This is a genomic window from Pedobacter cryoconitis (genome assembly GCF_003259615.1).
GTDB classification, from domain to species: Bacteria; Bacteroidota; Bacteroidia; order Sphingobacteriales; family Sphingobacteriaceae; genus Pedobacter; species Pedobacter cryoconitis.
The window spans coordinates 61,929-78,136 of the sequence record NZ_QLLR01000010.1 but is presented as its reverse complement, the minus strand read 5'-3'; the positions used below and the strand labels follow the sequence as shown (position 1 = coordinate 78,136).

The following is a 16,208-nucleotide window of genomic DNA, read 5'->3' as shown; positions in this document are numbered from 1 at the left end:
GTTTACCCTTTTACGCTATGCTTTTCTTTAACCAGATTAATCAGTTCCTCAACGGTAACCGTTGAAAGGTCTTTGTGGAATTCGTCCGCACCCGGTAAATTCTCTTCCGTTCCAATACCTATCACAGCCATTTTTGCTGCAATTGCTGCTTGCACACCTGCTGCTGCATCTTCAAAAACGATACAATCGGCGGCGGCGGCATTCAATAACTCCGCTCCTTTAATAAAAACTTCCGGATCAGGTTTTGAAGTCGTTACTGCATTTCCATCTACAATCGCATCAAAGAAATGTGCCAGCTCCGTTCTTTCCAGGATTAAACCTGAATTCTTACTTGCCGAACCTAATGCAATTTTAATTCCCTGAGCCTTTAATGCCTTTAACAAGTCCAATGATCCTGGCAAAACTTCCGAAACAGACATCTTGCTAATCATCGCTACATACCAGCTATTTTTTAAAGTTGCCAGTTCTTCTTTCTCTGCAGTAGTTTTGGTTACCCCTCCCCAGTTTAAAATCATATCCAGAGAACGCATTCTGTTCACGCCTTTCAGCTGTTCGTTTTGCGCTTCCGTAAAATCAAAACCCAATGAGTTAGCCAGTTTTTTCCATGCCTGATAATGGTAAACAGCCGTATCTACCAATACACCATCTAAATCAAAAATGCACGCTATAGTTGTATCTTTCATATTAATTCAATTCTAGTACCAGTGTTGTTTTAGCAGGGACACTGATCGTCTTCACCGTATTTATTTTTTCTCCGCTGATCACGTTGACCGCCGAGCTTGTATTTTTCATTCTTTCTGCAAACCTGGACACGTCAAGCGTTTTGGTTTTATCTTCACTATTTAAGATCACCATCACGTCTTTACCTTGCTTTCCTTCAGTAATATACCTGAAATATACATACAGACCATCTTCAGGAACAAATTGCATCATTTTCCCCGTTTGCAGTGCTTCACTCTTAGTACGGTAAACAGCCAGTTTACTCACATAGTTCCAAGCTTCATTTTCTTTTGGCGTACGACCTGCAGCCGTAAACTTATCTTTGGTATCGCCTTTCCATCCACCTGAAAAATCAGAACGGACCAAACCATCAGGATCAGAAAAATTCTTCATCAGGACCTCTGTTCCATAATACAGTTGCGGAATACCACGCATGGTCAGTAAAATCGCCATACCAGATTTATACTTGTCCATATCTTCCTGTATCATCGAATAAAAACGGCTCATATCATGGTTATCCCAATAGATAACGTTGCGCGTCGGGTCCTGATACAGGAAATCTTGCGAAACCACATTATATAACCTGAAGATACCATCTGTCCAGCCATTTTTACCATTCAAAGCTTCATAAACAGCACTTTTCATCATATTATCGGTCACACCCGGTAAATGTGTATCAAAACCTCTGTTCACTGTATTTCCTTGTGTGAAATAAGCTTGTGAGGCTACCGAATTTACTAAAGTCTCTCCAAAAATAGTTAAAGAAGGAAATTCAGCTTTCAGTTTTAAAGCCCAGTCGGCCATATATTCAGGATCATTATAAGCATAAGTATCCAGCCTTAACCCATCAATTCCAGCATACTCAATCCACCAGATATGGTTTTGAGTCAGGTAATTTTGTACATAAGTATTTCTTTCATTCAAATCGGGCATAGAAGGTACAAACCAGCCATCCAATTGTTTTTTCTTATCCAAAGCTGAAGAATGCGGGTCCATTACTGGCTCATCGCGGTAGCTTGTTTGCGTATAAGCCGGCCACTGGTTCACCCAGTCTTTCATCGGCATATCTTTAAAGATCCAGTGTCCTGTTCCGATATGATTGTGCACAATATCCTTAATCACTTTCATGCCTTTCGCATGCACCTTGTCTACATAAGTTTTATACAAGGCATTTGTTCCGTAACGCGGATCAATTTTATAATGATCAGTTACAGCATAACCATGATAAGACGCTGAGGCCATATCATTTTCTATCTCTGGTGTCATCCAGATCGTGGTTACTCCTGTAGCTTTTAAATAATCCAGGTGATTGATTACCCCCTGAATATCTCCACCATGGCGGTAATACATAGAATCACGGTTCATTTTAGTTTCCGCCATTCCTTTAACCACATCATTTGATGGATCTCCATTGGAGAAACGGTCGGGCATCAGCAAATAAATAAAATCTTTATTCGTTACGCCCTGAATTCTTGACGCAGACTGATCTTTGTTTTTCAGCTCATAACTATACTCCGATACTTTCTTTCCTTTATCCATAAAAGAGATTGGAAATTTACCTGCTTTAGCTGCTGCAGTAATTTCCAGATCAACGAATAAATAATTTGGGTTCTCTACTTGATGCACTGCTGTTAATTTTACACCCGGATAATTTAACTGTACCTTATAGTCAGTTATATTTTTACCATGAACCAATAGCTGAAGCTTTGGATTTTTCATTCCTGCCCACCAGAACATTGGTTCTACATGGTCCAGTTTTACCTGTGCCCATGAATTTGTAGTAAACAGAACAAATAGTACAATTAATAGTTTCTTCATTTTTAAGGAGTTGAGGATCGAATTTGAAAATCGGGATTAACGAATAAAATGCCCTGACTCATCATCAGGGCATTTCTTTTTTTATTGCTTAATCACGCTGTAGGTGTAATTACCCGGCGTGCCCAAGTTTAAAATAATTTTATAATTGCCCGCAGCAGCGACAGGAATATCTGCACCACCATATACCGGCTTGCCACTCGCGGGTTTGCTATCACCGAAATTAATAGCGTCCGTACCATTGGCTCTGAATTTAAATGAGCCTGCTGCCAGTGATTTGGTTACTGTCCAGACTTTGCTGGCCACATCGTAAGTCATTGGTGTTTCTGCAGCCGTTGATCCGGTAGCAGTTCCAATAACCGCCCATACCGTTTTGGTCAGTGAATAAGTAAGTGCTTTAGTATCTGCTTTGACCAGGTAATAACCTGCGCCATCGGTATGCAGGTTATCCCCGCCTCCGGCATTTAGCGTACCCGGTGATGAAGTCCCATAATTTATGCCATTCCAATTAGCTTGCGAAGTAAACTTAAAGTCTGTACTTGCATCCGGGAAATTGATATATCCTTCATAAACTTTATTATCATTTACTGAAGATATTTTTGCAGCAGTTTTAAAATCCCATCCCTGGTAAGAGCCAGGAACATACAACGAAGGATAATCAATAATAATCTGGTAAGGCGTTACCGTAAGTGCCATCACGTTAGAATAAGCAGGGGAAAAAGCATCGCCAATACTGGCTTTAGCTCTAACCTCTATTTTGCCCGGAGTACCAGGAGTAAGCCCGAGCTGATTGATCAGGCTATTAATTTCCTCTACCGTAAAAGTTTTAGTTAAAGCAGTATTGAGTGCAACTTCTTTTGGTCCGCTAAAATTATTTCCTGCTACATCCAGCTGTATAGCATATGATATGCCTGCATTATAATTGAAAGAAGAAGCTGTCCAATTGAATACAACTGCTGTTTTCTTTGCATTGGCACTATCTAACACCAGTGTGCTTTGTGTAGCTGTCAAAACCGGAGCGGTGCCGTTACCAGCTACAATTTTAGTTTCATCTTTTTTGCAGGACACAAACAATAGCAGGAATAAGCTATAGGTCATGCTTTTTATGAATAATGATTTCATCTCTATAATAGATTTTAAATTAATAACCAGGATTTTGAGTCAGATTAGGATTGGAGATTAAATCTGCCGATGGCAATGGGAAAATACTCCGTGTTGCTTCTGTACCACGTCCAGCTTTAACACCACCTTTATAAGGCCATAAATAAGAACCATCAGTAAATTTGCCAAAACGTACCAGATCTGTACGTCTGTAACCTTCCCAGAAAAATTCTTTAGCTCTTTCAGCTAAGATATTATCCAAAGTCAATGAAGATACATTTCCTGAATCATCACCATAAGCACGGTGACGTAAAAGGTTAACATAAGTAACAGCCTGACTCAATGAACCACTACCACCACGCAGAACCGCTTCAGCATAATTCAAATAAGCCTCAGGTAAACGGAATAAAGGAAAGTCTATCGAACAGAAAGTTCCGTTGTTTGAAGGAGCTGTAACATTTGCCTTGTTCACATTTCTGAATTTTATAGCGCGTAAACCATCAGTAAACACACCCACGTCATCATTCGCAACTTTATCACCAAAGAACATCGCTCTGGAATCCGGATTAGTCGTAAAAGCACCAGTAATACCAAACAGAGCAGGTAAAGTTGAGCGCGTACGAATACCACCCCAGCCACCACTTGGAACACCAAAATTTGCTGGGTTCATATCACCATTGATAGAAGCATTGGTCAGGAAAGTTGTTCCTCCAAAATTCTGAGTCAGCAGACCATCATAATTGATAGACAAGATCACTTCAGGGTTATTCTGATCATTATCAGCAAGGAATAGATTTTTGTAAACAGGGTTTAAAGAATAACCAGCGCTGATCACTTTACTCGCATAAGCAGCAGCCTCAGTATTTTTAGCTGTTCCGGTATAAACTGAAGCATTCAGATAAACGCGGGATAATAACATCTGATCCGCTCCTTTTGTTACTCTTCCATAATCATTAGAACCTGGTAATTCTGATTCTATCGCTAACAATTCACTCTCTACATATTTAAATAAATCTGCACGTTTGATTTGCTGAGGGGCAACTTTACCAATTTCATTCGCTTCTGTGATAAATGGAGGATTACCATACAGGTCCATCAGTACCCAGTATTGGTAAGCACGTAAAAATCTTGCCTCTGCTCTGTAAGCTGTAATATTTGTGGCATCTGCGCCAGTAATATTACGTGAAGCCAGTTTCTCAGGTGTACTCTCCCGTAAAAACTCATTGATCACTGTGATCTGGTATAAACTTCTTGTATATAAACCACGCAGAATTACATTATCTGAAGTATAAGTCTGGAAATTTAAATCATAAACTCCAGGATCATTCCAAACACAAATTCCCTCATCAGAAGTTAATTCCTGAGCGTTCCAGTATAAACGGATAAAATCTGAAGCACCAGCATCAATACCACCAAGGTCACTGCTCCCTGAACCGCCGCCACCTGTAGTTGCGAAACTTCCATAGATCTTAGCCAGAACCTGTTTGTACCCTTCCGGAGTAGAATAAGCTACGTCCGAAATAATGTCATTCGTTGGTTTTAAGTTCAGGTCTTTTTTACAAGACGAGAGCGTAACCAGTAACACGGCAGTTGCCGTAAATATTTTGAATAGATTTTTCATGAATATGAAATTTTATTTTATCGGTGATGAAAACTATTAAAACCCTACGTTAAGCCCTAAACTGTATGTTCTTGGTCTTGGATATAAATTATAATCTATACCCGTAGTGCTCTCCGGATCAATCCCTTTGTACTTAGAGATTATAAATACATTCTGAACATTTGCGGTAATACGCAGACTTGTTTTTGAATTTGGCGACAAGCGGCCAAAATTATAAGCAAGACCAGCATTATCCATTTTCAGGAAAGAAGCATTGTGAATATAGTAGTCACTCAGGTATTGGTTATTTGTAAAGTTTGTATCGAAAAATGTGCTGCTCGCATTATTGATTAATCCGCTTGGACTCAATATATTTCTATTTACACCAAGATTAGAAGAAACATTATCGTAGATATAGTTACCGATATTACCACGTAACACTGTGCTTAATGTTAATTTTTTATAACTGAATGAAGTCGTGAAGCCTAAAATAAATTTAGGTACAGGCGATTTGTAAAAGTATCTGTCCTGATCATTCACTATACCATCATTGTTCAGGTCAGCATATACACCTTCAAGAGGTTTCCCCTGCGCATTATAAACCTGCTTATAAACAAGGAAAGAACCAGGGTTGTAATTAGCAGCATTCCATTTCAATGTAGTCCCGGTTGCTCCTGTAATATCTCCGGCACCTACCTTGAAGTTCGGGTCCGGGTTTAAGCTTAAGTTGGTTACTTTGTTTTTATTGTAAGTAAAGTTAAAGCCCATATCCCACTTCACATCATCCGTTTTAATAATACCAACGTTGATACTAGCTTCAATACCTTTATTTTCCATGTTGCCCACATTGGTGACCAATTGATTGCTGAAGTTCGTTCCAACTGCAATAGGCACAAGGCTTAATAAATCTTTAGTCTTTTTATAGTACACATCTACACTACCATAAACTCTTCCGCCAAATAATCCATAATCAATCCCTGCGTTATAAGTCGTAGACGTTTCCCATTTCAGATCTTTATCATATTGTATCGGCGTGAACATGTGGTAAAACTGGTTTCCTATCTGGTACTGTGCTTCATTCACACTTTTGTAATAGTTAGGCAGATAAGTATAATTACCAAAACCATCCTGCTGACCCGTGATCCCGTAACTCAAACGCATTTTCAAATCAGAAAATACTTTACTGTCTTTTAAGAATGACTCATCAATTGCTCTCCAAGTAAAACCTGCCGATGGAAAATAACCCCATCTTCCTGCTTCACTGAATTTCGAAGACCCATCAGCACGCATTGTTCCTGAAAAGATATATTTATCAGCAAAAGTGTATACTAAACGTCCATAATATGATAATAAACGATTTTGCTGTGTGTCATAAGGAAACACAGGTACTTTTTGTACAGTACCAATCGCATTATAGTCAGTAAAATTATAAGTTGTAGTAGAGTTCTCATAGAAGCCATATCCTGCAGTTGCATTGATATTACTTCTGATCCCTTTCAGATCTTTAATATAGCTAAAGAAAGCTTCCGCTACTTTATTATGCTGAACTGCTTCATATTGAGTAGCCGTTCCTAAAGTTGCATTACTTTGTGCAGCATAGGCAGGAACTCTTACACTTCCGTATCCTTTAGATACATCATATCCACCATTTACATTGAAGTGCAATTCAGGTAAGAAATGGAAAGAGTAGTCCAGTCTTAAATTACCGAAACTTCTGTCTGCTTTACCATTATTTTCTTTTTCCTGAATTAATCCCAGCGGATTTTTAGGTGCATTGGGATTTAACTGCCCGGTAGAACCTATCCATTCATAATAACCACCATATGCGTTGTTTGCATAAACTGGTTGTGTAGGGTCAAACGAAATTGCATTCGATACCGCATCTGTATTTGCAAAACGTGTTTCACTTAATGATCCTTTTAAATTTAAATCAACCTTCAGGTGGTTATCAAAGAAAGTAGGATTTAAGGTGATTCCTGCAGTGGCCCTTGTCATACGATCTGTACGTAATAAACCTTTCTGATCGAGGTAACCACCAGAAATTCTATAAGGGACTTTTTTAAAGCTTCCAGAAATGCTTAGATTATTATCTGTCGTGAATGCGTCATTATAAATTACATTCTGCCAGTCTGTATTGGCTGAACCAAGCAATGCTTTCTGAGCAGCCGTACCGTTCGCATTTACATAATCGCGAATCTGATCTGCACTTAATACGTCGACCTTTTTTGCTACAGTTGCATAAGAATTCACGGTACTGAAATCAATTGAAAGCGCACCCGATTTACCTTTTTTAGTTGTGATCAGGATAACCCCGTTCGAAGCTCTTGATCCATAAATTGCAGTTGCGTTCGCATCCTTCAATACAGTAAAAGTTTCAATGTCATTCGGGTTGATTAAACTTAAAGGATTACCAACACCTGCAATCACATTACCACTTACTGCGCCAACTGTCAGGTTGTTTCCAAAAGGAACACCGTCGATAACGATCAGAGGATCATTACTTGCGGTAAGAGAAGCACCACCACGAATACGGATCACACTTCCTGATCCCGGCTGTCCACCATTGGAAACGATAGACACACCAGCAACTTTACCTGCAATTAACTGCTCGGGAGAAGTAATGTTACCCGCCTGGAAATCTTTGGAGCTTACGGTAGTAATTGATCCCGTCAGATCTTTTTTCTGTGAAGTACCGTAACCGATCACGACTACTTCATTTAAATTCTGTGCATCTGGTTTCAGGGAAAAGTTGGCAACAGTATTTCCCTTTACAGTAACGTTAAGATCAAGGGAGCTGTAACCGATATAACTTGCTGTTAAGGTAACCGGACCATTAGGTACACCAACGATTTTGAAGTTACCAGCTGCATCCGTACTTCCGCTTCTGCCCTGTCCTTTAATCAGTACCGAGGCTCCCGGAAGTCCAAGACCGGTTTCATCAATAATTTTACCAGTTATTGCACCGGTCTGTGCTTGTACTGCGAATGCTGAAATGGTTAAAACCAGTAGCAGACAATACCTCATCACGTAAAATACTTTCATATTTAATAACTTATTTAGGTTATATATTTGGATAATATAGACTGTGTATCACACACATCGTAAATTTACATTCGAGGATCATATTTCAAAATTTAATATCAAATAATTTTTTAACACAATATTTAATATCACGAAAAGGTCAAAACACCCTAATAAATTCTACGTGTTTTTTCAAGACATCGCACTAAAATATCAATTCAAAAATCTGTAAATCAATATCTTAACTTAAATTTTAACCCAATTAAAGTGTTTTTTTTACACTAAGTAATTTTGAGCCTGATTTCCGGGAACGATACCGGGAACGTTCCCGAAGTAAAGGAAGGTTATTAACAATGGCGACAGAAAAAAAAACTTAAATTCTGCGTATTTCCGGAGAACCCGGAAAATTTCTGCTTAAAAAGCTTCGATTTAGTAATAAATATTTAACGTTTTTTTAACGTCCCGACAGCGGTAGAATTCCGCTTCATTAACTTAGAGTCAAGCACAATTTTTTCATTGACATTGACCGACTCCGGATGCTCCAGCATCTTGAATAAAAGTGAGGCTGCCTCCACACCAATTGTTGTAGCTGGCTGAGTCACTGTCGTTAAAGAGGGATTTAAAAGCGGTGCGATTTCCAGACTTGAAAAGCCGACAACCTTCACCTGATCCGGAATAGTAATTTCCAGATCCTGGCAAGCATAATAGGTGGCAAACGCCAGACGCTCAACCGAAGTAAAGACCCCATCCGGCTTTAGTTTTTTGAACATATCCTTCAGAATTACATTGTTCCTTTTATAACTATTCGTGCAATCCACGATCAGCCGGTCATCAAAAGGGATATTGTATTTCTCCAGTGCGTCTAAATAACCCTGCATCCTTGTTTTACCAATGGATAGATTTTTATTGATAACCAGGCATGCAATTCGTTTACAACCCTGCTTAATCAAATGCTGAACCGCCGAAAAGCTACTGTCATAATCATTGGTGATCACCCTTGGCGTAATAATATCCTCATAAACCCTATCAAAGAAAACCAGCGGTAATCTTTGCTGATTCAGCTCATTCAGATAATTATGATCGTTAGCTTCTCCCGATACCGACATGATAATTCCGTCCGCGCGTCCATTGTGTAAATGCCTGATAAAAGAAACCTCCTTCTCATAATCATCATCGGTTGCATAAATCAGGATATGGTATCCCCTGGCTCTGGCAACGCCTTCAATCCCATGAATGACCTGTGAAAAGAAATGATTGGCCAGCTCGGGCACAATAACTGCAATCGTTTTACTGCGTTGCTCCCTCAAATTGCTCGCATAATGATTCGGCTGATAATTCAGCTCTTTGGCCGCAGCCAGAATCTTATCCTTAGTTTCCTTGCTAATATCACTATTATCCCGAAAGGCTCTGGATACAGTTGAAGTCGATAAATTAAGCGCTTTCGCCAGTTCTTTTATATTGATATTACGCATCTACGCCGCTGCAATTATTTTTTACAAGGTAAATATAACCGAAAATCAGTAACCCCACCTAATTTAAATAGAGTTCCCCTTCCAAAGCCCTTTCTTTTTACAGGACAGGGCAACAGTTCATTAGCTGACGATATGGCAACCAGAATTCAGTCAAAAATAAGCCAGAAAAAGAGCTTAAACGCAACCGTCATAACTAACTGAAGATCAATGAATTAAAGCCACATTGTTCAGACATCATTCACAGACCTTTCAGAGGTACTAAACCTTATACCCAATCGCCATCGAACAACAACTATACTTAACCTATATTATTTTTATGTTAAGCCATTCCTGAGAACAGGATTCAAACATATAGCAGAAGAGCGGAACATTACTGCAAACAATGCCGCTAAATCTGTTAATCTGCTGCATGCAGTTAAGGGGGAATTCCCGGATCAGAAAATTAACTGGGATACCGTTTTAGTTGCAAACGGAGAACTCCTTAAACCTGAAAATGTAAAGGTTGTTGTATCAGAAAATGCCTTTAACTTCACCTGGGATCAGGATATTACAGCCACTGGCAATCCTACAGACCGTGCCATCATCTTATTATATAACAAAAATTTCGGGCGTGTACATGCCAATTACAGCGGTGCACAAAGAGACGAGCTCAAACATACTTTCCCTATGAAACCTGGTTATATCAAGAATAACACTTATGAAGTATTCATCGCTTTTAAGGACATCATGAGTGATGAAGTTTCCAAAAGCGTGTATTGCGGAAGATTTACGAATTAAAGGATAGCCTGTTCATCAAACCTGGTCCGAATCATATTTCATTTTGGTTCCCAGAGCTCAATCACGTTCCCTTCAGGATCGAGTATATGGACAAATTTGCCATAATCATACTCCGCAATTTCATCAACCATGGTGATATTCTCCTTTTTTAGTTCAGCGACCAGCTCAACTAGATTTTCTACCCTATAATTAATCATAAAGGGCTTAGTTGACGGATCGAAATATTTCGTATCCTGCGGAAACGTACTCCACGTCGTCGAACCTTTTTTTGACGGATCATCAAACTCCTGCCACTCAAACGTTGTTCCGTATTCACTCGTAGCCAATCCCAGATTTTTGGCGTACCATTCGTTCATCCCCTGCGGATCATCACATTTAAAAAATACCCCACCAATGCCCGTTACTTTTTTCATAACTAAGAATATCTACGATTGAAGAAATGATATAAAAATCAAAAAGCTGTCTATTAAACTCTTTACAGACAACTTTGCATTAATTTCCACCTATTTCCGGACATTACCAAATCTATTTTCACATCCGGCAACCCAACATACCTATCCCTGCCTAACAAACCTGCAATAACTATCCCTGCCTAACCCCATCCCAAATATGGAGATAGAAGAAAAAAAACAATATACCAATGTGAGGGCATGTGTTCCGGCCCTCCCTTCGGGCGAAGGCAATGTCGGCCGAACATGGTATATTGTTTTTTTTCGGAGGAACGACTTATTTATCCCACTTCCACTCCCCTGCAATCTTCAACGCATCCTCCAACTTATTCTCTCTCAAAAACCCTTTCAAATCCTCATCAGACTGTTTCCCAACCGGAAGAACCCTTGTATTAGCTAACCCATAAGTCAACATAGCACTATACCTTACCGTATTCTTCAACCCCTGCTCATCCACCAGCTTAAAACTATCCCCATCAGAATGATAAAACTGTCCCGAATGATTAGGCAGTTCCCCGCCAGCACCGCCACCAGTAGGAATTCCTTCTAACATAAACGGCTGGTGATCACTATGCAACCACGCCCCAAAAACAAATACATTCTTGAATCCTGTGTCAATCTTCACAATTTCTTTCCCCCAGCTCGTAAATAACCCCTTCATCTCTGCCCTGCTTGTTGCAAAACCCTTAGGATCGTTTGTCATATCATAATTCAGCATAAACTTCACCTTACCCAGCTCACCCTTCTTCTCTGCCTGTGCGATATAAGCCTTAGAGCCTAACAACCCCTGCTCTTCCCCCATAAACAAAATAAACTCTACCGTTCTTTTCGTTTTCAACTTCAGCGCCTTAAAAGACCTTGCCATATCCATTACCGCAAAAGAACCAATCCCATTATCAATTGCACCCGTAGCCAGATCCCAGCTATCCAGATGGCCGCCAACTAAAATCTTTTCATCCGGCAAAGAATCACCTTTTAAAGTTGCAATCACATTTCTCGCTTTAATCATACCCGAGAAATTCTTCATATTTAAACTCGCAAACTGAGGCTTGGACTTCAACTCCTCCTTTAACCGCATTCCATCCTCTAAACCAATACAAACCGCAGGAATAGTAATCAATTTTCCCGTTACCGAAGCCGTTCCTGTCAGCAATACGCCACCCTTAACCCCGTTGATAATGATAATCCCAACAGCACCATGACTAATCGCAAGTGCTGTTTTTTCAGAACGGTGCAAAGAAGCAGTTCCCGCAGGCGAACCCGGTAATACCCCCAGGTAAACCAAAGCAATCTTACCTTTCACTAAACCTGCATCTTTCGTATAATCACTCTCTAAACCATTCCCTAAATCAACCAGCCCAGCCGAAACAGCAGAATTAACCGGAGAATGTGCTAAGGCTACAGAAGGAACGACCTTTAATGAACCAGCCCCTACTTTAGTTTCATTGCTGATTCTGCTCCAGCTCTCTACCTCAAAAGGCTGATAACGCACATCATATCCATAAGATTTAAACAAATTAAAAGCATACGCTTCCGCTTTGACCCCATTTGCAGAACCAGTTAAACGGTGACCAATAGTTTCTGTAGCAGACTTCAAAGTGCCATAAGCCTTTGAATGTTCCTGTACATCTGTATTAATCTGACTAAAAGCTTTACCGAAATTATCCTGAGCATGTGCAGAAACCGCAAGCCCGGCGAAAAAAAGAGAGAAAAGTATCTTCATGGAAATATATTTCGATTAAAATAAGCTTTTAATTAAAATATATAAGTACAAAAAGATACTGTATGGGAATTGTTACTTTTTACGTTCCGTGGTATATCGAACTAATTGTTCAAGCCCTGTTCTGGCTTCGCTCTCTTCAAAAGTATATAAAATATCAAAAGCTTCCTGCTGGTACTGCGCCATTTTCTCATTGGCATAGTGTACCCCCTGCTTCTCATTCACAAAATCAATGATCTGCTGTATTTTAGCAGGTTCATCGTTGTGATTTTTTACCAGGTTGATCATTTTCTTTTTCTCCGACTTATCCGCACGATTTAAAGCATAAATTAAAGGAAGCGTAACTTTCTTTTCCTTAATATCTATTCCTAAAGGTTTACCTACATCGTCAGTTCCGAAGTCAAAAGTATCATCCTTGATCTGGAAAGCAATACCGACCTTTTCTCCGAATAGACGCATCTTTTCGATCGTCTCATCGTCTGCACCAGCCGAAGCAGCACCACAAGCACAACAAGAAGCAATCAGTGAAGCAGTCTTCTGACGGATCACATCAAAATAAAGCTCTTCCCCGATGTCCATTCTCCTAACTTTCTCGATCTGTAATAATTCACCCTCACTCATCTGCTTAACCGCTTCAGAAACGATTTGCAAAAGGCGGAACTCATTGTTATTCACAGAAAGCAAAAGCCCTTTGGCCAGCAAATAATCACCCACCAGAACAGCAATCTTATTTTTCCATAAAGCATTGATTGAAAAGAAGCCCCTGCGCTCATAAGCATTATCAACTACATCATCGTGGACCAGCGTTGCCGTGTGTAATAATTCAACCAGGGCAGCACCACGATGTGTGGACTCAATAATCCCCCCGCAAAGTTTAGCGGCAAAAAAAACAAACATAGGTCTGATCTGCTTACCTTTTCTCTTGACGATATAGTGTGTGATGCGATCCAATAATGGAGCATCACTGTGCATGGAGGCCTTGAATTTTTCTTCAAAGACTGCTATATCTGCGGCTATGGGTTTCTTAATCTGATTTATTCCCGGCATTCAGGTTTGAAATATTTGCAAACTTAACTAAATTCAGTTAATTCTGCTTGAATGAAATTTTAAAATTGAATTATTACGTTTAGTGCCTTAAAGCAATATGCTGAAAGATCTGTTCGGCATGAACTCTGGAATTCTCAATGAACCATTTATGCGTGTCCATTCCCCCGCAAACTACACCTGCAAGGTATAATCCCGGCAAGTTTGTTTCCATCGTTTCCGGATTATAAGCCGGGGCAGTACCTGATTCACCATCTAGTTTTACACCCAGTTTTTTCAGCATTCCAAAATCAGGCTGATAACCAGTCATGGCAATCACCCAATCATTATCCACCGTAATCGTTTCTTCCGGAGTTTTGATAGTCACATTGTCTTCAGTAATTGCAATGACTTCCGAATTGAAATAAGCTCTGATTTCTCCCTCTTTAATCCTGTTTTCAATATCCGGGCGTACCCAGTATTTCACATAAGAGCCGATTTCAGCACCACGAATAACCAAAGTAACCTTTGCGCCTTTCCGGTAAGTCTCCAACGCGGCATCAATACCAGAATTATTTGCACCAATAACCACCACATTCTGGAAAGCATATAAATGGGGATCTTTATAGTAATGTGCAACCTTAGGCAGATTTTCGCCTGGAATATCCATCAAAAGAGGTACATCATAAAATCCTGTAGAAATAATCACATTTTTAGCCCGGTAAGCTCTTTTTGAAGTATGGACTTCAAACTCTCCGTTTGCTATTTTACTCACTTCCTCTACCTTTTCAAAAAGATTGATTTGCAAATTAAATTTCTCTGCCACGCGGCGATAATATTCTACTGCTTCATTCCGGTTTGGCTTAGGATTGATGCTCACAAACGGCACTTCTCCAATCTCCAGCTTTTGAGAAGTAGAGAAAAAAGTCATAAAAACAGGGTAGTTGTACAGGCTGTTCACCAGTGCACCCTTTTCTACGATAATATATTTAAGTCCCGCCTTTTGGGCTGCTATCCCACAGGCCATCCCAATCGGGCCGGCACCAATGATCAGCACATCATATTCTTCCATTAACAAATCAGGATTTAAGTTCTTTAGCTGTCACAGAATTATCCGTGCGTTTCAGACTGGTGGAACGGATTGCAGCATAACCGCCTTTGATATCAATTACGTTCTCTACTCCCCTTGCTTTAAGGATAGAAGCGGCAATCATTGACCGGTAACCTCCCGCACAGTGAATATAATATGTTTCCAAAGGATTGATCTCATTTGTCCAGTCATTGATATAATCCAGCGGACGGGTCAAAGTACATTCCAGGTGTCCGGCTTCATATTCTCCGGGCTTACGCACATCCAGGACTTTTAAATCCGGGTGAGTGTGCACCATATCCTCAAATTCAGACACAGACACCGAACCAATAGTTTCTACATCCTTACCCGCAGCTATCCAGGCAGCAATGCCACCTTCCAGATAACCAATGGTATGGTCGTAACCCACTCTTGCCAGGCGGGTAATCGCTTCTTCTGCTTTTCCTTCCTCTACAATCAGTAGTAAAGGTTGCTTCAAATCAGTAATCAATGCGCCTACCCAAGGGGCAAACTGGCCATTCAGCCCAATATTAATTGACGAGGGAATGAAAGCACCGGCAAAATCCTGCGGGTCCCTGGTATCCAGGATTAATGCACCCATATGATTTACCGTCGCTTCGAATTCTTCCGGTTCCATTGGGATTAATCCCTTCTCTTTAACCTGGGCAAAACTTTCATAGCCATTTTTGTTGATGGCTGCGTTTTTTGCAAAATATTGTGGCGGAGGTAAAGTACCCTCCGTTACTTGTTGAATAAAATCGTCACGGTCAGCGGTTTTAAGCGCGTAATTAACTTCTTTCTGATGTCCTAAAGTATCAAACGTTTCTTTACTCATATGTTTACCACAGGCAGAACCTGCACCGTGCGCCGGATAAACCAATATATCATCGGGTAAAGAAAGAATCTTGGCTTGCAGGGAATCGTATAAGATGCCTGCCATTTCCTCAGCGGTCTGTGCACCTTTTTGTACCAGATCAGGTCTGCCTACATCGCCGATAAACAGCGTATCCCCTGTAAAAATACAGTAAGGTTTGCCATCTTTATCACTTAATAGATAAGTAGTGGATTCCGGTGTATGCCCCGGTGTATGTAAAGTCGTAATCGTTAAATCTCCGATTTTAAATGTTTCTCCGTCCTTTGCGATATGTGAATCAAAAGTGGTTTGTGCTGTAGGTCCGTAAATAATTTTCGCACCCGAATGCTGTGCAAGATCAACGTGCCCTGAAACGAAATCAGCGTGAAAATGTGTTTCAAAGATATATTTGATAGTCGCACCTGCCAGCTTGGCTTTTTTAAGGTAGGGCTGAACTTCTCTTAAAGGATCAATAATTGCGGCCTCACCGTTGCTCTCAATATAATAAGCTGCCTCGGCCAGACAGCCTGTATAAATTTGCTCTATTTTCATATAGAATATGTTTTT

12 protein-coding genes are annotated in these 16,208 nt (G+C 40.1%); 1 reads left to right on the top strand and 11 read right to left on the bottom strand.

Going from position 1 to position 16,208, the window contains the following annotated elements; translation table 11 throughout:
- Positions 1-2 precede the first annotated feature (2 nt).
- From pgmB to LY11_RS12100, 6 genes are all read right to left on the bottom strand, one after another.
- Complete coding sequence (gene pgmB, locus LY11_RS12125; protein ID WP_111633961.1) at positions 3-683, bottom strand: beta-phosphoglucomutase; 681 nt, start codon at positions 681-683, stop codon at positions 3-5.
- A 1-nt stretch (position 684) separates the two neighbouring features.
- Positions 685-2,538: a glycoside hydrolase family 13 protein gene (locus LY11_RS12120; protein ID WP_111633960.1), complete on the bottom strand. Its 1,854-nt coding sequence runs from the start codon at positions 2,536-2,538 to the stop codon at positions 685-687.
- An 81-nt stretch (positions 2,539-2,619) separates the two neighbouring features.
- A complete protein-coding gene (locus LY11_RS12115) occupies positions 2,620-3,657 on the bottom strand; it encodes a SusE domain-containing protein (protein WP_111633959.1) in 1,038 nt (345 codons plus the stop codon).
- Between the two features lie 19 nt (positions 3,658-3,676).
- Positions 3,677-5,257 (bottom strand): RagB/SusD family nutrient uptake outer membrane protein, encoded by a 1,581-nt coding sequence (locus LY11_RS12110; RefSeq protein ID WP_111633958.1) that lies wholly within the window; start codon positions 5,255-5,257, stop codon positions 3,677-3,679.
- Between the two features lie 36 nt (positions 5,258-5,293).
- Complete coding sequence (locus tag LY11_RS12105; RefSeq protein WP_111633957.1) at positions 5,294-8,278, bottom strand: SusC/RagA family TonB-linked outer membrane protein; 2,985 nt, start codon at positions 8,276-8,278, stop codon at positions 5,294-5,296.
- A 422-nt stretch (positions 8,279-8,700) separates the two neighbouring features.
- A complete protein-coding gene (locus LY11_RS12100; protein WP_111633956.1) occupies positions 8,701-9,729 on the bottom strand; it encodes a LacI family DNA-binding transcriptional regulator in 1,029 nt (342 codons plus the stop codon).
- 222 nt (positions 9,730-9,951) lie between these two features.
- Here LY11_RS12100 and LY11_RS27075 point away from each other — a divergent pair, with 222 nt between their 5' ends.
- Positions 9,952-10,506, top strand: a complete 555-nt coding sequence (locus LY11_RS27075; protein WP_317047996.1) for a DUF6266 family protein — start codon at positions 9,952-9,954, stop codon at positions 10,504-10,506.
- A gap of 38 nt (positions 10,507-10,544) precedes the next feature.
- Here LY11_RS27075 and LY11_RS12095 read toward each other — a convergent pair whose 3' ends face one another.
- The 5 genes from LY11_RS12095 to LY11_RS12075 form a co-directional block, all read right to left on the bottom strand.
- Entirely contained in the window at positions 10,545-10,919 is a 375-nt protein-coding gene (locus tag LY11_RS12095; protein ID WP_111633955.1) for a VOC family protein, read from the bottom strand.
- A gap of 313 nt (positions 10,920-11,232) precedes the next feature.
- Positions 11,233-12,678, bottom strand: coding sequence for a M20/M25/M40 family metallo-hydrolase (locus tag LY11_RS12090; RefSeq protein ID WP_111633954.1), 1,446 nt, complete (start codon positions 12,676-12,678; stop codon positions 11,233-11,235).
- 72 nt (positions 12,679-12,750) lie between these two features.
- On the bottom strand, positions 12,751-13,722 hold the full coding sequence (locus tag LY11_RS12085; protein ID WP_111633953.1) for a polyprenyl synthetase family protein: 972 nt from the start codon (positions 13,720-13,722) through the stop codon (positions 12,751-12,753).
- A gap of 79 nt (positions 13,723-13,801) precedes the next feature.
- The gene (locus tag LY11_RS12080) at positions 13,802-14,770 is read right to left on the bottom strand and encodes a YpdA family putative bacillithiol disulfide reductase (protein WP_111633952.1); all 969 of its coding nucleotides are present in this window, start codon (positions 14,768-14,770) and stop codon (positions 13,802-13,804) included.
- A 7-nt stretch (positions 14,771-14,777) separates the two neighbouring features.
- Entirely contained in the window at positions 14,778-16,193 is a 1,416-nt protein-coding gene (locus tag LY11_RS12075; RefSeq protein ID WP_111633951.1) for an MBL fold metallo-hydrolase, read from the bottom strand.
- Between the last annotated feature and the right edge of the window lie 15 nt (positions 16,194-16,208).